This window comes from Nocardia bovistercoris, assembly GCF_015674855.1.
GTDB lineage: Bacteria > Actinomycetota > Actinomycetes > Mycobacteriales > Mycobacteriaceae > Nocardia > Nocardia bovistercoris.
The window spans coordinates 649,227-669,400 of record NZ_JADMLG010000001.1; the positions used below are offsets into that span (position 1 = coordinate 649,227).

General features: G+C 70.6%; 17 protein-coding genes. 5 read left to right on the plus strand and 12 right to left on the minus strand.

Annotation, left to right across the window (positions count from 1 at the left end):
- Positions 1-36 precede the first annotated feature (36 nt).
- Positions 37-1,521 (minus strand): MFS transporter, encoded by a 1,485-nt coding sequence (locus IT779_RS02970; protein ID WP_196147530.1) that lies wholly within the window; start codon positions 1,519-1,521, stop codon positions 37-39.
- A gap of 120 nt (positions 1,522-1,641) precedes the next feature.
- Complete coding sequence (gene cobA, locus IT779_RS02975; RefSeq protein WP_196147531.1) at positions 1,642-2,889, minus strand: uroporphyrinogen-III C-methyltransferase; 1,248 nt, start codon at positions 2,887-2,889, stop codon at positions 1,642-1,644.
- A 94-nt stretch (positions 2,890-2,983) separates the two neighbouring features.
- On the opposite strand from cobA, the gene IT779_RS02980 reads away from it, so the two are divergent.
- The 4 genes from IT779_RS02980 (at position 2,984) to IT779_RS02995 (ending at position 6,867) form a co-directional block, all read left to right on the plus strand.
- Entirely contained in the window at positions 2,984-3,955 is a 972-nt protein-coding gene (locus tag IT779_RS02980) for a poly(ethylene terephthalate) hydrolase family protein (RefSeq protein WP_196147532.1), read from the plus strand.
- A gap of 128 nt (positions 3,956-4,083) precedes the next feature.
- Positions 4,084-4,527 (plus strand): nucleoside deaminase, encoded by a 444-nt coding sequence (locus tag IT779_RS02985; RefSeq protein WP_196147795.1) that lies wholly within the window; start codon positions 4,084-4,086, stop codon positions 4,525-4,527.
- 109 nt (positions 4,528-4,636) lie between these two features.
- Positions 4,637-5,767 carry a phosphotransferase family protein gene (locus tag IT779_RS02990; protein ID WP_196147533.1) on the plus strand — a complete coding sequence of 377 codons (1,131 nt, stop codon included), beginning with the start codon at positions 4,637-4,639 and terminating at the stop codon, positions 5,765-5,767.
- Positions 5,768-5,769: 2 nt separating this feature from the next.
- Positions 5,770-6,867 (plus strand): hypothetical protein, encoded by a 1,098-nt coding sequence (locus IT779_RS02995; RefSeq protein ID WP_196147796.1) that lies wholly within the window; start codon positions 5,770-5,772, stop codon positions 6,865-6,867.
- Here the strand turns inward: IT779_RS02995 and IT779_RS03000 are convergent.
- The 6 genes from IT779_RS03000 to mqo all read right to left on the minus strand — a co-directional run bounded on the left by IT779_RS03000 (position 6,822) and on the right by mqo (position 14,348).
- Entirely contained in the window at positions 6,822-7,283 is a 462-nt protein-coding gene (locus IT779_RS03000; protein ID WP_332838621.1) for a cobalamin biosynthesis protein, read from the minus strand. The genes IT779_RS02995 and IT779_RS03000 overlap by 46 nt on opposite strands.
- A 195-nt stretch (positions 7,284-7,478) precedes the next feature.
- Complete coding sequence (locus tag IT779_RS03005; protein WP_196147535.1) at positions 7,479-9,239, minus strand: cobyrinate a,c-diamide synthase; 1,761 nt, start codon at positions 9,237-9,239, stop codon at positions 7,479-7,481.
- Between the two features lie 142 nt (positions 9,240-9,381).
- Positions 9,382-9,996, minus strand: coding sequence for a cob(I)yrinic acid a,c-diamide adenosyltransferase (cobO, locus tag IT779_RS03010; protein ID WP_196147536.1), 615 nt, complete (start codon positions 9,994-9,996; stop codon positions 9,382-9,384).
- A gap of 39 nt (positions 9,997-10,035) precedes the next feature.
- On the minus strand, positions 10,036-12,252 hold the full coding sequence (locus IT779_RS03015) for a VWA domain-containing protein (RefSeq protein ID WP_196147797.1): 2,217 nt from the start codon (positions 12,250-12,252) through the stop codon (positions 10,036-10,038).
- A 113-nt stretch (positions 12,253-12,365) separates the two neighbouring features.
- Positions 12,366-12,815, minus strand: a complete 450-nt coding sequence (locus tag IT779_RS03020) for a GNAT family N-acetyltransferase (RefSeq protein WP_196147537.1) — start codon at positions 12,813-12,815, stop codon at positions 12,366-12,368.
- Positions 12,816-12,833: 18 nt separating this feature from the next.
- Positions 12,834-14,348 carry a malate dehydrogenase (quinone) gene (gene mqo / locus IT779_RS03025; protein ID WP_196147538.1) on the minus strand — a complete coding sequence of 505 codons (1,515 nt, stop codon included), beginning with the start codon at positions 14,346-14,348 and terminating at the stop codon, positions 12,834-12,836.
- Positions 14,349-14,630: 282 nt separating this feature from the next.
- On the opposite strand from mqo, the gene IT779_RS03030 reads away from it, so the two are divergent.
- On the plus strand, positions 14,631-15,683 hold the full coding sequence (locus tag IT779_RS03030; protein WP_332838622.1) for an alpha/beta hydrolase: 1,053 nt from the start codon (positions 14,631-14,633) through the stop codon (positions 15,681-15,683).
- Here IT779_RS03030 and IT779_RS03035 read toward each other — a convergent pair.
- From IT779_RS03035 to IT779_RS03050, 4 genes are all read right to left on the minus strand, one after another.
- Positions 15,663-16,226, minus strand: a complete 564-nt coding sequence (locus IT779_RS03035) for an alpha/beta hydrolase (protein WP_196147539.1) — start codon at positions 16,224-16,226, stop codon at positions 15,663-15,665. The genes IT779_RS03030 and IT779_RS03035 overlap by 21 nt on opposite strands.
- A 121-nt stretch (positions 16,227-16,347) precedes the next feature.
- Positions 16,348-17,910 (minus strand): cobyric acid synthase, encoded by a 1,563-nt coding sequence (locus tag IT779_RS03040; protein ID WP_196147540.1) that lies wholly within the window; start codon positions 17,908-17,910, stop codon positions 16,348-16,350.
- A 13-nt stretch (positions 17,911-17,923) separates the two neighbouring features.
- On the minus strand, positions 17,924-18,787 hold the full coding sequence (map, locus tag IT779_RS03045; RefSeq protein ID WP_196147541.1) for a type I methionyl aminopeptidase: 864 nt from the start codon (positions 18,785-18,787) through the stop codon (positions 17,924-17,926).
- A gap of 512 nt (positions 18,788-19,299) precedes the next feature.
- Positions 19,300-20,049 (minus strand): hypothetical protein, encoded by a 750-nt coding sequence (locus IT779_RS03050; protein WP_196147542.1) that lies wholly within the window; start codon positions 20,047-20,049, stop codon positions 19,300-19,302.
- Between the last annotated feature and the right edge of the window lie 125 nt (positions 20,050-20,174).

The following is a 20,174-nucleotide window of genomic DNA, read 5'->3' on the forward strand; positions in this document are numbered from 1 at the left end:
CGCCCACCGACCGAATGCGAGCCGTCCCCCGGTGAATCAGCTGCGCTGGGCCTCTTCCTGCGCGGAATGGGCCTGGGCGATCTGCTGGGGGGTGTAGCGGAGGGTGAGCGCGACGAGGGCGATGAGGATCGCGACGCCCGCGCAGACGGCGAGGACCAGGGTGTAGCCGTTGCCGAGGGCCGCGATCTGGGCGGGAGTCATGGTCGCGGTGTTGCCGGTGCGCCCGCCGAGGGACAGGGTGCGCGACACCGCGACCGGGGTCAGGATGCCGATGGCCAGCGGGGTGCCGAGGTTCATGTACATCTGGCCGACGGCGGCCAGCGGGCCGATATCGGAGGCGGGCACGCCGACCAGCACGCACAGCGGGGTTAGCACCATGGCGACGCCGACGCCAGCGCCGATCACCACGAGCAGCGTCAACAGGGTGGGCACGTAGGTCACGTCGCGGTCGAGGGTGGACGCGAACAACAACCCGATCGCGAGGACGATGGCGGCGCCGTTCAGCAGCCAGCGCGGCGCGATCACCAGCGCCGCCTTGGACGCGGCCGCCGCGCCGACGCCGATGCCGACGGTGAACGGGATGCACGCGATGCCCGCGTGCAGGGGGCTGTAGCCGAGCACGTTCTGCAGGAACTGGGCGACGAAGTAGGTCATCGCGCCGAGTACGCCGCCCGCGAGCAGGATCAGGGCGAAGGTCGCGACGCGGTCGCGGCTGTCGAACAGCGTCCACGGCACCAGCGGATTGTCGACGCGCCGCTCGGCGAAGACGAAGGCGATCAGCAGCACGAGGCCCCCGACCAGCGACCCGATGATGGACCAGTGACCCCATCCGAGTTCGGGTCCCTCGGTGGCGGCGAACACGATGGCCGTGCAGGCCGAGGTGCCGAGGACCGCGCCGCGGATGTCGAGTCCGACGCGATGGTGGTCGGTGTCGGCGAGGCAGTAGACGGCGCCGATCACGATCAGCACGCCGATCGGCACGTTGATGAGGAAGATCCACCGCCAGGACAGTTCGGTCAGCGCGCCGCCGATGACGAGTCCGCCGACCGACCCGACGCCGACCATCGAGCCGACGATCGCGATGGCCTGGTTGCGGGCCTTGCCCGGGGCGAAGGTGGTGGCGACCAGCGCGAAGGCCGACGGCGCCGCCAGCGCGGCGCCCGTGCCCTGCAGGGCGCGGGCGGCGATGAGCATGGCCTCGCCGGTGGCCAGCCCGCACAGCAGCGACGCGAAGGTGAACAGCGTGACGCCGACGATCAGCATGCGTTTGCGGCCGAAGGCGTCGCCGATGCGGCCGCCGAGCAGCATCAAGCCCGCGAAGGTGAGCCCGTACGAGGTGACCGTCCACGCGCTGCCGGAACTGGACAGCCCCATTTCCTGTTGCAGGCGCGGCAGCGCCAGGATCACCACACTGCCGTCGAGCACCACCATGAGCTGGAGTCCGCTGAGGACGAAGATCGCGAGCCCGAAGGCCCGCTGCGTCACGGGGTACTGCGTCGTCACAGCGGGATTCTGGAGCATGGTGAGCCACTGTAGTTGACGGCGGCAGCGGCCCCGGTTGTCGCCGTGGAACCGGCCGACACGCCACAGAACGCCCGCCGCCGCACTGTGGCGACTCCCGACTTCACCGCGCGACCGACGTCACAGCGCGTCCACGGTGAACCCCGCGGTCGGTCCGATCACCACGATGGCGGGCGGGCGGATGCCCTCGGCGCGCACCCGCTCGGCGACCGTGCCCAGGTCGGCGCGCAGCACCCGCTGGGTGCGCAGGGTGCCCTCCTGGATGACGGTGGCGGGGGTTTCGGTGGGCCGGCCGCCGTCGATCAACGCGCCCGCGAACTGTTCGATCCGTTCCACCGCCATCATCAGCACCAGGGTGCCGCGCAAGCGGGCGAGCGCGGGCCAGTCCACCAGCGACTCGGGGTGGTCGGGGGCGAGGTGGCCGCTCACCACCACGAATTCGTGGGTGACGCCGCGGTGGGTGACCGGGATGCCCGCGGCGGCGGGCACCGAGATGGGGCTGGTGACGCCGGGCACCACCGTCACCGGGATGCCTGCCTCCGCGCACGCCTGCACCTCTTCGAACCCGCGGCCGAACACGTACGGGTCGCCGCCCTTGAGCCGCACCACGAACTTGCCCGCCTTCGCGCCTTCGACGAGGGCGGCGTTGATGGCCTCCTGGGCCATGGCGCGCCCGTAGGGGATCTTGGCGGCGTCGATGACCTCGACGTCGGGGCCGAGTTCGGCGAGCAGTTCCGGCGGGGCGAGGCGGTCGGCGACGACGAGGTTCGCCCTTGCCAGCAGTCTGCGCCCGCGCACGGTGATGAGGTCGGGATCGCCGGGACCGCCGCCGACCAGCGCGACGCCGGGGGTGAGCGGGACGGAGTCGTCGGTCACGACACCGGATTGCAGCGCTTCGAGCAGTGCGGTGCGGACCGCGGCGGACCGGCGATGCTGACCGCTCGCCAGGACGCCGAGGCTCAATCCGTCGTAGCGGGCGGTGGCGGGGGTGACGGCGGTGCCGAGGCGCGCGTTGTCGGCGCGCACGCAGAACACGCGGCGGCGCTCGGCCTCGGCGACCACGGCCGCGTTGGTGTGCGGTTCGTCGGTGCAGGCGATGGCGTACCAGGCGCCGTCCAGGTCGCCGTCGGCGTAGGAGCGCAGGGTGACGGTGAGTTGCCCGGAGGTGGCCATGCCCTCGACGGCGGGGGTGACCTCGCGGCTGATCACGTGCACGTCGGCCCCCGAGGCGATCAGCAGCCCGAGCCTGCGTTGCGCCACCGTTCCGCCGCCGATGACGACGACGCGGCGGCCGTTCAGATCGAGCCCGACCAGATAGTTCGGGTCGCCGGTCGGCTGTTCTTCGGTGGGGTCTGACGTTGTCGGCACAGAGGACGAGACTACGGCCCGTCTCCGACAACTCCGCAAACAGATCGGCCCGAGACCTCGACACCGCGGCATGCCCGGTTCTTATACTCGGCCCATGATCGGTTGGGTGCGTACGTTCCTGATCGCCGCGGTGGCGGTCGCGACACAAGCGACAGTTGTTGTCGCGCAGGCAGATCCGGTGGGGTTCACGCCGAATCCCGGAATCGAGGCCACCTATTCCGCGCCGGGTCCGTGGCGGGTGAGCGAGCGAATCTCGGTGGGCTGCTGCGACAGTGCGGGCGCGTCGTTCGATCTGTGGTACCCGAGCGGCCTCGGCGCGGGCGGCGCCGGGCACCTGATCGTGTTGTGGGGCAACGGCACCAACGCGGTGCCGACCCAGTACCGGACGCTGCTGCGGCATCTGGCGTCGTGGGGTTTCGTCGTCGTCGCGACCGAGCACACCGCCACCGGTTCCGGCGTCGAGATCCGCGACTCACTGCGGTACCTGCTCGACCGGGCCGCCGATCCGGCCGACGAACTCCACGGCAAGCTCGACACGGCCGCGGTGGGCGCCGTCGGCCATTCCCAGGGCGCGACCGGCGTCGTGAACGCGCTGCGCGACGCGCGCGGGGCCATCGCGACCGCGGTGCCGCTGGAGATCCCCGCGCAGGCGCTGTGCTCGAACCGGCCGACCTGCGCCGATACCCGCACCCTGAGCACCGGTTCGGTCTTCTTCGTCAACGGCTCCTCCGACGGCTTCATCTCACCGTCCAACCAGTCGATCCCCTGGCAGATCGCCGGACTCCAGTCCAATCGGGCCTACTACGAGGCGACCCCGCCGCACGTGCCGAAGGTGTGGGCGACGCTGAACGGGGTCGATCACAACGATGTGCAGGGTCAGCCGGACTGCGCGGGCGCGTCCGCGCCGTGCGGGGTCGGGGTGTACGGATTCCTCGGGTATCCGACGGCGTGGCTGATGGCCGAGCTGCGCGGCGACGCCGACGCGCGGCGGGCGTTCAGGATGGGCGGTGAACTGTTCGCTCCGTCCGCGCATTGGAGCAATCAGACCGGATCGGCCTGGGGCTGACGATCCAGCCTGCGGCTGACGGACCGGCAACTGTTCGGCATCGGTCCAGCAAAGCGGACATTCGGTAGGTTGCGCGCGCACCGCGCGGGCCGGATCGTTGACCGATGACCCAGCCGATGCCCGAAGATCTGCTCGAAGTGGCCTATCAGGAAGCGCTGCGCGGACTCGCCGAAGGCGGCATACCGATCGGCGCCGCGCTGTTCGACGCGGGCGGCGCGCTGCTCGGCCGCGGGCACAATCGCCGCGTGCAGTCCGGCGATCCGAGTACGCACGCCGAAACCGACGCGTTCCGCGCCGCGGGCCGCCGCCGCGACTACCGCTCGACGATCATGGTGACCACCCTGTCGCCGTGCTGGTATTGCAGCGGCCTGGTGCGCCAGTTCGGCATCGGGTCGGTGATCGTCGGCGAGGCGCGGACCTTTCACGGCGGCCACGACTGGCTGGCCGAACACGGCGTCCGCGTGACCGTGCTCGATGATGCGCGCTGTGTGGAGTTGATGACCCGGTTCGTGGCCGAGCGGCCCGAGTTGTGGTTCGAGGACATCGGCGTGGCCGACGGCGTCACCCGGTAGCGAGCACATTCTGTTCTTCGGAGTTTCCCGGCGCGAGACAACTAGAACACGTTACAGTCACCTATCTCGGTGCGGTCCCGCGGGTGAGCGCCCCGACACAGGAGGACTGATGGCCGTCGACCCCGACCCAAGCGCACGCGTACAGCTGACGGTGAGCGAGCGCGACCTCGACCGCCTCGCCCTCGACCTGTCGCGGTGGCTCGGCGCGCGGGTCGACGCCGACGCGCCGCCGCGGATCCGCGACCTGGCCCGACCGGAATCCGGCGGGATGTCGAGCACTTCGATCCTGTTCGACGCCGAATGGAGCGTGGGCGGACGCGCGGCGAGCGGGTCGTTCGTCGCCAGGATGGCGCCAGAAGACAACTCCTTCCCGGTCTTCCGGACCTACGACCTGCCGACCCAGTACCGGGTCATGGAAGGCGTCGCCGCCGCGACCGACGTGCCGGTGCCCGGCCTGTGCTGGCTGGAGACCGGCGAGAACGCGCTCGGCACACCGTTCTTCGTGATGCGGCGCGTGGAAGGCCGTATCCCGTCGGACAATCCGCCCTACGTGTTCGTCGGCTGGCTGTTCGACGCCACCGACGCCGAACGGGAAACCCTCGCCGCCAACACCATCGACGTCATCGCGCGGATCCACGCCATCCCCGACCCGGCCGCCCGCTTCCCCATGCTCGACGGTGCGGGATCGGCGCTGCGCCGCCACGTCGAAGCCCAGCGAGCCTGGTACCGCTGGGCATTGGCCGACGACGGCTACGCCGTACCGCTCATCGACCGCGCCTTCGCCTGGCTCGAACGGCACTGGCCGGCCGACCCCGGACCCGACGTGCTGAGCTGGGGCGACGCCCGACCCGGCAACATCATCTTCCGCGGTCTCGCACCCGCCGCGGTCCTGGACTGGGAGATGGCCGCGCTCGGCCCGCGCGAACTGGACATCGCGTGGATGATCTTCATCCACCGGTTCTTCCAGGACCTCGCCGCGAGATTCGACCAACCGGGGCTACCGGGATTCCTGCGCCGCGCCGACGTCGCGGCCGAATACGAACGCCGCAGCGGGCATATGCCGCGCGACCTCGACTTCCACCTGGTGTACGCCGCGCTGCGGCACGCCATTGTCATGGGCCGCATCACGCGGCGCATGATCCACTTCGGCGAGGCCGTCGAACCCGCCGAGCGCGACGACTACGTGATGCACCGAGCATGCCTCGAGGCAATGCTCGACGGAACCTACGAATGGGACTGATCATGCCTGCCCCGCTGGACGAATACGCCATCCACCAAGCGCCGCTGTCGTTCGAGCGAGTCGCGAGCAGCGACCGGAACTTCTACGACCGCAGCTACTTCAACGCCTGCGACCGCGACGGCGGCACCTTCCTCGTCAGCGGATTCGGCGTCTACCCCAACCTCGGGGTGACCGACGCGTACGCGTGCGTGCGCCGCGGCGACATCCAGCGCGCGGTGCGCTTCTCCGACGCGCTCGGCGACCGCGGCCTCGACATGCGGGTCGGCGGCTACCGCATCGAAGTGCTCGAACCGCTGTCGCGGATCAGGGTCGTGTGCGAACACGACGACCTCGGCTTCGACCTCACCTGGACCGGCGCGTTCCCGGCGGTGCGGGAACAGCCGCATGTCGTCATGAGCGGCGCGCGGCCCATCATCGACTCGTCGCGTTTCGCGCAGGTCGGTTCGTGGGAGGGCACGCTCACCGTCGAAGGCGACCCGGTGCGGGTCGATCCCGAGGTGTGGACCGGCTGCCGCGATCGTTCGTGGGGCATCCGCCCGGTCGGCGAGGCCGAACCCGCCGGACGCGCCGCGAGCGAACCCCTCGGCGGATTCTGGTGGCTGTATGTGCCGCTGCGCTTCCCCGATTTCGCGATCGTCGTCATCGTCCAAGAGGAAGCCGACGGCACGCGGACCCTCAACGACGCGGTGCGGGTGTGGCCGGACGGGCGCGTCGAACAACTCGGCTGGCCGCGCGTGCGCATCGACTACCGGTCCGGGACCAGGACGCCGATCGCCGCGCGCATCGACCTCACCGCCCTCGACGGGTCACCGCTGACGGTCGAGATCACCCCCGGCATCGGCGTGCCGCTGCACGTCGGCTGCGGATACAGCGGCGACCCCGAATGGCAGCACGGGCAGTGGAAAGGCCGCGACTGGAGCTCCACCAGCCGCTACGACCTCACCGATCCCGCCGTCGCCGCACGCCTGCCCTACGGCGCCACCGATTACGTCGCACACGCCCGCTGCGGCAATTCCGAAGGCTGGGGCCTGTTCGAACACGCCGCCCTCGGACGTCACGACCCCACCGGATTCGCCGACTGGACCTCCGTGGCGCCGTGACCACGGACCGCCGCGGCCACTACGATCCCGTCCACCACCCGTTTGGGTAGCACGATCGGACCGCCGTGCGCGGCGAGTACGGCGGCGGCCTCCGCGACGCTCGGCGTGCCGACCACCGCCGCTGTCCGCGCACCCGGATGCGGGACATCGACCTTCGCGAGTTGTTCAGCGGTCCAGCCGAGCAGCGGCACCCCCAATGCGACGGCCGCCGACCGCAACCCTTCCTCCCCGGCCCGCCGGTCTATCGTGGCGAGGCAGCCGATCACGCACTCCCCCAACACTTCACGTACGGCGCGCACGACGCGTTCCGCCGAGACACCCGGCCGCAGCCCCAGTCCGACCGCGAGCACGTCCGTCGAGGACACCCGAGTGGTGGCCACGTCCCTCGCGGTACCGGCCGGGTCGATCTCACTCACCTCGATCCGCCCGACGCACGACATGTCGGCGCGACCGTCGCAGGCGCGAGGCGATGCCCTGCCGGATCAGCGTGGTGCAGGCGGCATCCTCGTGGTCCACGCCGAACGGAGCCCGGCGCGGTGTCCGGTCGCCACAACGATCGACCACCTGGACGCCTGTGCGCGGACCGCGTTCGCAGATCCCGATCGTCGGGGTCAGCGGGCGGCATCGGCGCGGGCGTAGGAGGCGGCGACTTCTACGAAACGCGCGGTCGCCGAGGGGTTTCCGGCGGGGTGGGTGTGCAGGTAGGACGCGTGGACGCGGTGTACGAGCGCCCCTTCGCGCACGGGTTCGCCGAGGCCGCCGCGCCAGCCCCACGCCGGTGCCTCGGACCCTACGTCGAGTAGGTGGGTGCGGTGGAATTCGTGGCCGGTCACGCGTTCGCCCGCGCGCCACAGCGGGGAATCGGCCAGTGCCACGGCATCTCGGTAGCCAAGGGTCAGGCGGGGGCCGAATTCGGCGGTGGCGGGGACGACTCCGGCCATGGTGTGGCCGTCGAGGGAACGGGTGAGATAGAGCAGACCGGCGCATTCGGCGTGTACCGGGAGTCCGCGTGCGGCCAGCTCGCGCACGGCGTCGAGGAGGGGGGTATTGGCCGCGAGAGCGGCGGCGTGTTCCTCTGGGAACCCGCCGGGCAGAACCAATGCCGCTGTACCCATGGGTAATTCGTCACGCAGCGGATCGAAGACCGCGACCCGCGCGCCCGCGGCGATCAACAGTTCGCGATGCTCGGCGTAGCCGAAGGTGAAGGCGGGGCCGCCCGCTATGGCGATCACCGGGCCGCGACCGGAGGCATCGAGGACACCGAACCCGGTCGGCTCGGCCGCGAGATGTGCCGACCCCGTCGCGGCGGGCCGATCAGCGGTGCGCGCGGACTCACCGTCATCGCTCTCGGCGAGGCCGGGATCGGACAACGCGGTCCCGCCTGCCACTGACTGGCCGGAATCACTTTCCGGGAGAACAGGATCGGACAACGCGGCGCCGCAGGCACGATCGCCGGTCAGCGGGTGACCACGCCGCCGGGGATCAGCAGGCTTCGCACGGTCCGCGCGACGGCGATGCGCGGACACCGCCTCCGCATCGAACGCGCCTCCGGTCGCGACGCTCGCGACCGGAGGCACTTTCGTTCCGACCGCCTCGGAGGCGGTGTCGCGCGATGGTTTCGCACGGGTCGCGGCGATTTCCGCGCGCGGATCCCATGCGGCGGCCGACACCGTGCAGGTGGCCGAGCGGACGAGGGCGGCGAGATCGACATGGGCGGCGACCAGGTCGGTCATCGCGGCGACCGCCGTTGTCGCGGCAGCGCCGTGCTCGACAGCGGGTATGAGTCCCAGATGTCGGGACGGGACCTCCAGCGCGGCCATGCGCGGGAGGCTGCCGAGGACCGGCAGTCCGACGCGGTCGCAGGCGGCGCGCAGCACCTGTTCGTGGCGTTCGCTGCCGACTCGGTTGAGGATGACGCCGCCGAGTCGGACGGAACTGTCGAAGGTGGCGAAGCCGTGCAGCAGGGCAGCCAAGCTCTGGCTGTGCCCGCGCGCGTCGACGACCAGTACGACCGGGGCGCCGAGTATTCCCGCGACCTGAGCCGTCGAACCTTCCGCGACCGGCGCGACCCCGTCATCGATGCGCCCGTCGAACAACCCCATCACGCCTTCGACCACCGCGATGTCGCAGCCTGCGGCACCGTGCCGATACAGCGGAGCCACTCGATGCGCGCCAACGAGCACGGGATCCAGATTGCGCCCGGGCCGCCCGGCCGCAAGCCCGTGATACCCGGGATCGATGTAGTCGGGTCCCACCTTGAACGGCGCCACCCGATGCCCCGCCCGCCGCAATGCCCCGATCAACCCCGTCGCCACCGTGGTCTTCCCGCTCCCGGAAGCAGGCGCCGCGATCACGACGGCGGGGGCGGTCATCGAATCCCCCGCGCCTGCGCGCCGAGCACCGCGCACCCTGGCGCGATCCGGGCCGTTCCCACGCCGACGGCCGACAACGGCACGACACCCGATCGCAGGGCACCACACCGTGCGGCACGCGATCGACCTCGCGCCGGGCGGCTCACCATTCGATGCCGCGCTGGCCCTTGCGGCCCGCGTCCATGGGGTGCTTGACCTTCGTCATCTCGGTCACCAGGTCGGCGGCGGCGACGAGGGCGGGTGGGGCGTCGCGGCCGGTGATCACGACGTGCTGGTTGCCCGGGCGTTTCCGCAGGGTCTCGACCACTTCGTCGACGTCCACCCAGCCCCATTTGAGCGGGTAGGTGAATTCGTCGAGGACGTAGAAGCGGTGTTGTTCGGTGTCGAGGCGGCGGGCGATCTCCTGCCAGCCCGCGAGGGCGGCGGCCGCGTGGTCCTCGTCGGACCCGGGCTTGCGCGACCACGACCAGCCTTCGCCCATCTTGTGCCATTCCACCGCGCCGCCCGCGCCGGTCTCCTCGTGCAGGCGGCCCAGGGTGCGGAACGCCGCTTCCTCGCCGACCTTCCACTTGGCGCTCTTCACGAACTGGAAGACCGCGACATCGAAGCCCTGGTTCCAGGCGCGCAGCGCCATGCCGAACGCGGCGGTGGACTTGCCCTTGCCCGGTCCGGTGTGCACCGCGAGCACCGGCTGGTTGCGGCGCTGCCGGGTGGTCAGGCCGTCGTCGGGAACGGTTTCCGGCACGCCCTTCGGCATCGGCAACTCCTCGGTGGTAGCGGTGACATGCGGTGCGGGTCAGGCGGCGCGCGCGCCAGGTCCGGCGCCCGCGCGCACGATGCCGGCGACGGTCTCGCCGGTCAGTTCGGTCAATCGCACGCAGCCGCCGCGCAGGGCGCGCGCCAGGTCGGCGGCCAATCCGAGGCGGACCATGCCGCGCTCGCAGTCGACCACCATCGCCGTCACCGCGTCGCGGGCCAGCATCGCCGCGGCGGCGCGCGCCCTCGGCAGCGGGTCGACACCGCCGGTGGCGCGACCGTCGGTGAGCAGCACCAGCATCGGGCGGCGGCGCGGATCGCGGACGCGTTCGCGGCGCACGACATCGCGCGCCTTCAGCAATCCGGCGGCCAACGGGGTCTTGCCGCCGGTGCGCAGGTCGGCGAGGCGGCGCACCGCGATATCGACCGAGGAGGTCGGCGGAAGCACGAGTTCGGCCTCGGTGCCGCGCAGGGTGATCACGGCGACCTTGTCGCGGCGCTGATACGCGTCACGCAACAGGGTCACCACCGCGCCGGTGACGGCGGCGAGCCGGTCGCGCGCGGCCATGGACCCGGAGGCGTCGACCACGAACAGCACCAGATTGCCTTCGCGCCCTTCGCGATACGCACCGCGCAGATCCTCCGCCGCCAGCGCGAGCGGGCCGTCGACGCGGCCGCGCCGATGTTGATGCGGCGCCGCCGCGAACACCGTGCCGAGCAGATGCAGCCCGGACGAGGTGTCGGCGCTCGCCCGCACCGTGCGGCCGTGGCGGCTCTCGGCGCGCGATCGGCGACCCGGCGCGCCCTCCCCGATGCCGGGCACCTCCCAGAAAGGCGCGGCCGCCGCGGCGGGAGTGGGTGTGCCCGTGCGGTTCTCACGCGAGCCGCGCGAGCCGCCGGGGCCGTCGTCGTCGGGACCACCGCCGTCCGGACCACCACCGCCGGGTCCGTCGTCCGGGCCACTGTCGTCGGGTCCGTCGTCATCGGAACCACCGTCACGCGCGCCATCGGGACCGTGATCCTCGACCGCGCCCTCGGGTCCGGCGTCGTCGCGCGCACCCTCCGCATCGCCGCGCGCATCCCCGAGGCCGGAGTCGTCACCTACACCATTATTCGACGCGCCCGAATCATCAGGCGCGCCTTCGCCTTTCAGCACGCTTTCGGCTTCCGGCGCGTCCCGGTCGGAACCCTCCGACATGTCGCCGCGCGAATTCGGCCCAGGATCCGAATCCTCCTCGGCTTCCGAGGCACCCCGCGCTACTTCCTCGGCGGCGTCACGCATGGCCTGATCGAGCTGCTCGTCACTGATACCGGGCTCGTCGAAGGGATCGCGCCTGCGCCGGTGCGGCAACGCCAACTCCGCGGCGACCCGCACATCCTCCTCGCTGACCCGGTCGGCCCCGCGCCACGCCGCATGAGCGCTCGCGGTCCGCGCGACCACCAGGTCGGCGCGCATCCCGTCGACGTCGAAGGCCGCGCACAGCGCCGCGATCCGGCGCAATTCGCCGTTGTCGAGCGCGATCCGCCCGACCCGGTCGCGGGCGCCGAGGATCCGATCGGCGACCGCGCGGTCCTCCGCGGCGTAGCGGGCGGCGAATGCGGCCGGATCGGCCTCGTAGTCGAGGCGGCGGCGCACCACCGCCATGCGCACGTCCACGTCGCGGGAGGCGACCACGTCGACGGTCAGGCCGAACCGGTCGAGCAGCTGCGGGCGCAGCTCGCCCTCCTCCGGGTTCATGGTGCCGACGAGCACGAACCGCGCCGGATGCGAATGCGAGACCCCGTCGCGCTCGATGTGCACCCGGCCCATGGCGGCGGCGTCGAGCAGTACGTCGACCAGGTGGTCGTGCAGCAGGTTGACCTCGTCCACGTAGAGCACGCCGTGATGGGCCGCGGCCAGCAGGCCGGGACGGAACGCCTGCTCGCCGTCGCGCAGCACCCGTTCCAGGTCGAGCGAGCCGACCACGCGGTCCTCGGTGGCGCCGACCGGCAGTTCCACCAGTCGCGCGGGCCGCGCGCCGGTCTCGTCGACCACCGGCGGCAACAGCTGGGCCAGCGCGCGCACCACGGTCGACTTGGCGGTGCCCTTCTCGCCGCGCACCAGCACGCCGCCGATTCCGGGGTGCACCGCGCACAGGATCAGCGCGAGCTGCAACCGCTCCTGACCGACCACCGCCGAGAACGGAAATCCCGCCTCGACGTCGGCGCGCGACGCGACGGACCGGGACGGCGATGCGGTTTGTTCGGCATGGGACACGGACACGCCCTCAGACTATGCGCGCCGCGCCGACGCACCACCGGCACCCCGCCCGATCCCGGACACCAGTGCGCCCACCTCGACGGTCGAGGTGGGCGCGAGACGGGACGGGATCAACCACGCCGCATGGGTAGGTGCGGTACGCCGTCGTCGTCGAATTCCGCGCCGTCGGGCTGGAATCCGAACTTCGTGTACATCTCGACCAGGTAGGTCTGGGCGTTGATGCGACACGGACACGACCCGACCTCGGCCAGGGCCGCCTTGACCAGTCGGGTGGTGTAGCCGTGGCCGCGCAGCGGCGCTGCGGTGCACAGCCTGCCGATGCGGAAGCTCTTCACCCCGTCCTCGTGCTCCTCGAGCAATCGCAGGGTGGAGATCACCGAGCCGTCGTCATCGAGCCAGAGGTGCCGCGTCTCCGGCAGCAGGTCGAGCCCGTCCAGCTCCGGGTACGCGCACTTCTGTTCCACCACAAAGACTTCGACGCGAAGTTTCAACAGCTGGTACAGCGTCGCGGTATCGAGATCCTGGGCCCATGACCGTTTGAGAGCAACCGTTGACATCATCGATTCTTGCTATCACACCTACACGGTCGACGCGGCCGTAACGCGCTGCGCCGTGGTCGGCGCCACATCGACCAGATTCAGCGTCTTGGAGGTCCAGTCCCAGACTTCCTGGAACAGCGCCTGATTCTCCGACAGCTTGATCCCGAGCGACGGGATCATCTCCTTGAGTTTGGGCGCCCAGCTCTCGTACTCGGTGGGGAAGCAGCGCTGCAGCACGTCGAGCATGGCGGTGACGCAGGTCGATGCGCCCGGCGACGCGCCGAGCAGACCCGCGATGGTGCCGTCACCGGCCGCGATGACCGCGGTGCCGAGTTCGAGCACGCCGCCCGCGCCCTTGCGCCGGATGATCTGCACGCGCTGACCGGCGGTGATGAGTTCCCAGTCGCGGCCCTCGGCGCGCGGGATGAACTCCTCCATCGTGTACACCTTGCCCGCCTGCGATTTCAGCAGTTCGCTGACCAGGTATTTGACCAGCGACATCTCGGTGAGGCCGACGCCGAGCATCGGGGTGAGGTTGCCCGGCCGGATGGACTTGAACAGGTCGCCGTTGCCGCCGTCCTTGAGGAACTTCGGCGTCCAGCCCGCGTACGGGCCGAACAGCAGCCCGGCGCGGCCGTTGATGACGCGGGTGTCCAGGTGCGGCACCGACATGGGCGGCGCGCCGACGGCGGCCTTGCCGTAGACCTTGGCCTCGTGTTTGCCGATGAGCGTCGGGTTCGTGCAGCGCAGGAACTGCCCGCTCACCGGGAAACCCGCGAAGCCCTTGATCTCTTTGATCCCGGACTTCTGCAGCAGCGGCAGCGCGCCGCCGCCCGCGCCGACGAATACGAATTTGGCCTGCACGGTGCGGACCCGGCCGGTGCGCACATTGCGTACCTTCACCACCCAGCTGCCGTCGGACTGCTTGCTGAGGTTGCGCACCTCGTGCCCGAAGGCCAGGTCCGCGCCGGACGCGCCGAGGTAGGCGAGCAGCTCCTTGGTGAGCGAGCCGAAGTCGATATCGGTGCCCGCGTCGGTCCAGTTCAGCGCGACGGGTTCGGAGAAGTCGCGCCCGCGCGCCATCAGCGGCAGTCTGCGGGCGAACTCGTCGGGGCTGTCGATGTACTCCATGCCCGCGAACAGCGGATGCCGGACCAGCGCCTCGTAGCGCTTGCGCAGGTATTCGACGTCGGATTCGCCGTGTACGAAGCTGACGTGCGGGATGGGGTTGATGAACCGGGACGGATCGCCGATCACGCCGTTCTCGGTGGCGTACGCCCAGAACTGCCGCGACACCTGGAAGCGCTCGTTGATGTCGATGGCCTTGCTCACATCGACCGATCCGTCGGCGGTCTGCGGGCTGTAGTTGAGTTCGCACAGCGCCGAATGCCCCGTGCCCGCGTTGTTCCACGGATCGCTGCTCTCGCCCGCGGCGGCCTCGAGTCGTTCGAACAGCGAGATCGACCACTCCGGCTGCACCTGGCGAAGCAGTGCGCCCAGGGTGGCACTCATAATGCCTGCGCCGATGAGGACGACATCGGTCTTTTCTGTCATGGCAGCGTTCGGCACGGGTAGATCGACTTCCTTGTCACTTCTGCGCGGACCCACCGGCGGGAGGTGGGACAGCCTGGGCACGGGCGCTATCGGGTTCGTGACGAGCCTGACGCATGCGCCTCGGCTCGACCAGTTGGCGGACAAGAGGTTACCCGCCGTTCACCTACCCCCAATTCTGCACCTCACACGTGCGTGGTCCGGCGGCGAACCCCGTGAATGTGACCAACCTTCCTCCTCTGCCGGTACTGCGTTCGGGGGTATTCGTCGCCTAGATTGAGTCACGTGACCGAGCAGACCTCCGGCAGCGTGTCGGATATCACGGACCGGAACGGGTGGCGTCCCGATGTGCTGGGGACGGGCTACGAACAGCGCACCATCGACCTCGGCGCCGACCCGGACGGCGAGAGCGAGGTGGTGGCCACCCTGGTGCGCCACCGCCCCGATTCCGCGCCGACCACGACCGCGGTGCTGTACGTGCACGGCTACACCGACTACTTCTTCCACCGGCACGTGGCCGAGCACTTCGCCGCGCGCGGACACCACTTCTACGCCATCGACCTGCGCAAATGCGGCCGCTCCCTACGCGAGGGGCAGACCCCCCACTATGTGACCGATCTCGCGCACTACGACCAGGAGCTGTCCGAGGCGCTGCGCGTCGTGCGCGCCGAGACCGGGCAGGACGTGCTGCTCGTCGCCCATTCGACCGGTGGGCTCATCGTCCCGCTCTGGCTGGACCGACTCAACGCCGCCGACGGAACAGCCGCCTCCGGCGTCGTCGGTGTGGTTCTCAACAGTCCCTGGTTCGACCTTCAGGGCCCGTCCTACTACCGCACCGTCGGCACGCCGCTGATCGAGACCCTCGGCCGGTTCCGCTCGATGTTCACGCTGCCCGGCGCGGAGATCAGCACCTACGGCGACAGCCTGCACCGCTCCGTCGCGGGCGAATGGGACTACAACCTGGACTGGAAGCCGCGCGCGGGCTTCCCGATCCGTTTCGGCTGGCTGCGCGCCATCCGCAACGGACACGCCAGGCTGCACCGCGGACTCGACATCGGCGTGCCCTCGCTGATCCTGCGGTCGCGGATCACCAAGTTCACGCGCAAGTACGGGCCCAACGCCGACGTCGCCGACGTGGTGCTCGACGTGCGCCAGATCCAGCGCTGGTCGGGCTGCCTCGGCGACCGCACCAACATCGTGCCGATCGACGGCGCGCGCCACGACGTGTTCCTGTCCTCGGCGCAGCCGCGCGAGCGCGCGTTCACCGAACTCGACAACTGGCTGGACTGGCTGGCCACGTACCGGCGCGCGCTCGAATCACCACAGGCTGGTGCGTAGCACGATCTCGGTGGCGAATTCGTGGTCGGCCTCGGTCGCGACATTGTCGACGTCAACGTCGACCACCCGGAACTCGCCGTAGACGAAGCGGCCGGAACCGTCGGCAACCGAGCGCGGCAGGTGCTTGGTCACCAGCACCGTGACCGGCAGCTCCATCGGACGGCACGCGGCATCGGCGACCGTGCCGTCGGCGCCGGGCGCGGCCGGATGCCCCCGATCGGCGACCACGAGGCTGCTGAACCGCCCGTAGGTGCCCGCGCAGACCTGCCAGGCCAACGCGGCGCCGGTGCCGCGTCCGGCGACGTTGGCGTACGGCACGCCGAGTTCGTCGAGGATCGCGTGCGCCGCGGCCTTGTCGAAGCCCTCCGGCGCCTCGACCACGATGGTGCGCAGATCCGAATTGTGCAGGCGCGCGCACACCTGGTCGAACACGTCGACCGGGTCCGAGGCGTCCGGTAGCAGCAGCACGCTGTGGCGGGTGTCCGGGCCGTCGACCCGCACCGTCCAGGTCCGGTCACCGACCGTGATCCGACGAGCTTTCATGCCGAAGGACGGTACACCGCCGACCTGAACCGAACCGCGTGTCACCGCCTCGTTGTGGCCGGACACTCGCTCGCCGGTAGTCCGTGGTGACCGTCACCGGGGCGGGCGGCGCGGTCGGCGATCACGTCGGCGTGCCGCCCGGAACGGGTGTGCGCAGTCGCGCGCCGAGCACCGGAAGATCGGCGGGCGCGCCGGATGTGATCAATTCCTCGACACGAGCCATGTCCAGATGGTCGTCGACGAGGTCGGCGAGCAGATCCAATTGCGCGGATCGCACGTCGGCCACCGACACGTGTTCGGCGACGAGGTAGTCGAAGCGGCCCGCGCGGTCGGCGACGGTCCGCAGCCAGGCCCGCCGGAAGTCGTCGGATTCGAGCAGCCCGTGCAGGTGGGTGCCCCACACCGCGCGCCGCACGCTGCCCTCCTCGGCGCCATCGACCTCGAGCCAGGCCGGATCGCCGCTGTGGGTGACACGGCCGTGATGGATCTCGTATCCGGACACCGGTATCCCCTCGGTCGCCGCGCGCCCGACTCCGACCCCGGTGACCTGCCGCAGCACCTTCGCGGCGTCGAACTCGACCTCCAGATCCAGCAGGCCGAGCCCGTTCACCACCCCCGCGTCGGACTCGACCCGGTCGGTGATGTGCTTGCCGAGCATCTGGTAGCCGCCGCAGATGCCGAGGATCGGCCGCCCGATGGCGGCCCGCTCGCGCAGCACCTTCGCGATTCCGCTGCGGCGCAACCATTCCAGGTCCGACACGGTGGCCTTGCTGCCCGGCAGCACCACCAGGTCCGCGTCCGCGAGCCGCGACGGTTCGGCGACCCAGCGCACCGAGACGCCGGGTTCGCAGGCCAGCGCCTCGATATCGGTGGAATTGGACACCCGGGGCAGCCGGACCGCGGCGACGGTGAGCCATTCGGCGCCGACCGGCGGCGCCGAGCGCCCGACGGCCGCGTCCGCGACGGCGCCGAGCGAGTCCTCCGCGTCGATCCACAGGTCGGCGCTGAAGGGGAGCACGCCGAGCGTCGGGCGGCCGGTGAGCTCGGTCAGCTGATCCAGTCCGGGACGCAGCAGTTCCACGTCGCCGCGGAACTTGTTGATCACGAACCCGGAGATCAGCCGCTGATCCTCGGGCTCGAGCACGGCGAGGGTGCCGAACAGGTGGGCGAGCACACCGCCTCGGTCGATGTCGCCGACCACGAGCACGGGCAGCTCCGACGCCTGCGCCAACCCCATGTTCGCCAGGTCGGTGTCGCGTAGGTTGATCTCGGCGGGCGACCCGGCGCCCTCGCAGATCACCACGTCGAATTCCGACCGCAGCGATTCCAGTTCCGCGGCCACGATCTCGCGCAGGCGCTGCCGGTGCCGGAAGTAGTCGCGCGCGCCGACCGTGCCCACCGCCTTGCCGCGCACCACCAGCTGTGATCGGCGATCGCTGCCCGGTTTGAGCAACACCGGATTGAAGCGCACGCTCGGTTCGAGTCCGCAGGCCGCGGCCTGCAACGCCTGCGCGCGGCCGATCTCCCCGCCGTCCAGGGTGACCACCGAGTTGTTCGACATGTTCTGCGCCTTGAACGGCGCCACCTTCACCCCGCGCCGGGCCAGCGCGCGGCACAGCCCGGCCACCACCACGCTCTTCCCGGCGTCGGAGGTGGTCCCGGCGACCAGTAACGCACCCTTCACCGCTACCGCCGCGTCACGGCAGGGTGAGGATCTCGGCGCCGGAGTCGGTGACGACCAGGGTGTGCTCGAACTGGGCCGTCCACTTGCGATCCTTGGTGACCACGGTCCAGCCGTCGTCCCAGATCTCGTAGTCGATGCCGCCGAGATTGATCATCGGCTCGATGGTGAACGTCATCCCCGGCTCGATGATCGACTCGATCGCGGGCTGGTCGTAGTGCAGGATCACCAGACCGCTGTGGAAGGTCGGCCCAACGCCGTGACCGGTGAAATCGCGGACGACGCCGTAGCCGAACCGGTTCGCGTAGGACTCGATGACGCGGCCGATCACGTTCAGCGCGCGCCCCGGCCGCACCGCCTTGATGGCGCGCAGGGTCGCCTCCTCGGTGCGCTCGACCAGCAGCCGCACCTGCTCGTCCACCTCGCCCGCGAGGAAGGTCCTGTTGGTGTCGCCGTGCACCCCGTCGATGTAGGCGGTGACGTCGATATTGACGATGTCACCGTCCTCGACCACCGTGGAATCCGGAATGCCGTGGCAGATCACCTCGTTCAGCGAGGTGCAGCACGATTTCGGGAACCCCTTGTACCCCAGCGTGGACGGATAGGCGCCGTGGTCGCACATGTACTCGTGCGCGATCCGGTCGAGTTCGTCGGTGGTCACCCCGGGCGCCACCGCCTTGCCCGCCTCCTCGAGCGCCCGCGCCGCGATTCGCCCCGCGACCCGCATCTTCTCGATCGTCTCCGCCGTCTGCACCCAGGGCTCGCGCCCCTCGTTCACGGTCTTCTTCCACGCGTATTCCGGACGCTCGATCGAGCGCGGAACCTCACGCGTCGGCGACAACGCGCCGGGGACGAGCGGTTTACGGGTCCGAACAGCCATGCGACAAGACTATCCGCCCATCACCGTCCCCACCGGCCGGCACCGCAGACGAGCCGACGAGCGTACCGAATACGTGCGCGCGCACGGCCGACCCTGGTTCCGGTCCTGCGTCGCGGGGACCTTCCGGTCCGGCGCACCGGGCGACGGTGCGGATTCCCGAACGCGAGTAGTGGAATACGCGGGACGACGTCCGCGGAGCCGGGAGATAGTTGTTGTGCGGCAACGAGGTTGATGTTTCCTGTCAGCGTGGACGGGAGTTCCGGAGGCGGATACTCGGCCGAGAGGTGTTCTCGGCTGTCGCGTCGGTGGGTTCGATGGGGCCGGAGGCGTTCTCATCGGGGCGGATCGGTTCCACGCGGGAGGTGCCGCGCGGAGGGACAGGGTTCGGGAGGGTGCGGGCGGGGTTCGGGGCGGTGTGGTGTTCGGGAAGACCGCGGTAGGGGTCCGGGAGGTGCGGGGGCGGGGTGCTCGGTGTACGAGCCCCGTCGACGGGTGCGGGTGGTCGGCGGGGTTCAGTACCGGACGGCGCGCGCGGTGAGGGCGGTCAGGACCCGTTCGGTCTTGGTCCCGCCGGTCGCCATCCGCATTCCGCGGGCACGGACCGCGGCTTCGAGCTCACGTTGTCGCGCTTCGGCCCGACGCTGCACGTGCACGAGGGTTTCGTCGGGTTCCGGGGTGATGCGCGTCGACAGTTCGAGCAGGTCGAGGTGGGCGATGCGCCAGCGTTCGACATCGACGCGGAGATCGCCGAAGGACAGGTCGGTCCATTTCGCCGAGGCGATCGGGCCGAGGGCGAGCAGGCGGTCGACCGCGACGCCCGGCGGTGTGCAGCTGACCAGGAACTGGCGCTGACCCGATTCGAGCGCGGCGGTGACATCGGAGCCGGGCAGCGCGGCGGACAGCAGGGAACCGGGCGGTCGGATGCCGACCGCGGAGGCCGAGAGCACCCGGCGCTGACCACACCAATCGCTCTCGATGCGGTATTCCAGCGAGCCGTCGACGAACGGCTCGGCCCACCGTCCGACCAGCTGTTCACGGTCGCAGGGGCGCAGTTTCACGGTCAGGTCGTCCTGCTCGCCACTGCGCAGCCGGATCACGATGCGATGCGACAGCAGTGCGGGCGCACCGCCGCCCGCGCGCGGCTCGGCGAACCAGACGCGCCGATCGGTCGACGTGCCCGCGCGAACGCCGAGCTCGGTCAGCGCGCGGTCGACATCCCCGTCCACGTTGACCTTGATTTCGATCGGAGGGATCACCCGCATGCCCTTTCCTGATGCCCGCCACGGGGGCCTCCCCCGCCGCCCGAGCAGTTCCATCCAGAACAGAGTCGTCCACTCGACGGCGCGCGGCGCGCGTACCGGGCTACCCGATTGCCCCGCCGCGACAC

Bases quoted from the DNA above. Each gene is read 5' to 3' on its own strand.
- IT779_RS02970 (WP_196147530.1), bottom strand. From the start codon at position 1,521: ATGCTCCAGAATCCCGCTGTGACGACGCAGTACCCCGTGACGCAGCGG.
- IT779_RS02980 (WP_196147532.1), top strand. From the start codon at position 2,984: ATGATCGGTTGGGTGCGTACGTTCCTGATCGCCGCGGTGGCGGTCGCG.
- IT779_RS02990 (WP_196147533.1), top strand. From the start codon at position 4,637: ATGGCCGTCGACCCCGACCCAAGCGCACGCGTACAGCTGACGGTGAGC.
- IT779_RS02995 (WP_196147796.1), top strand. From the start codon at position 5,770: ATGCCTGCCCCGCTGGACGAATACGCCATCCACCAAGCGCCGCTGTCG.
- IT779_RS03005 (WP_196147535.1), bottom strand. From the start codon at position 9,239: ATGACCGCCCCCGCCGTCGTGATCGCGGCGCCTGCTTCCGGGAGCGGG.
- cobO (WP_196147536.1), bottom strand. From the start codon at position 9,996: ATGCCGAAGGGCGTGCCGGAAACCGTTCCCGACGACGGCCTGACCACC.
- IT779_RS03020 (WP_196147537.1), bottom strand. From the start codon at position 12,815: ATGATGTCAACGGTTGCTCTCAAACGGTCATGGGCCCAGGATCTCGAT.
- mqo (WP_196147538.1), bottom strand. From the start codon at position 14,348: ATGACAGAAAAGACCGATGTCGTCCTCATCGGCGCAGGCATTATGAGT.
- IT779_RS03035 (WP_196147539.1), bottom strand. From the start codon at position 16,226: ATGAAAGCTCGTCGGATCACGGTCGGTGACCGGACCTGGACGGTGCGG.
- map (WP_196147541.1), bottom strand. From the start codon at position 18,787: ATGGCTGTTCGGACCCGTAAACCGCTCGTCCCCGGCGCGTTGTCGCCG.
- IT779_RS03050 (WP_196147542.1), bottom strand. From the start codon at position 20,049: ATGCGGGTGATCCCTCCGATCGAAATCAAGGTCAACGTGGACGGGGAT.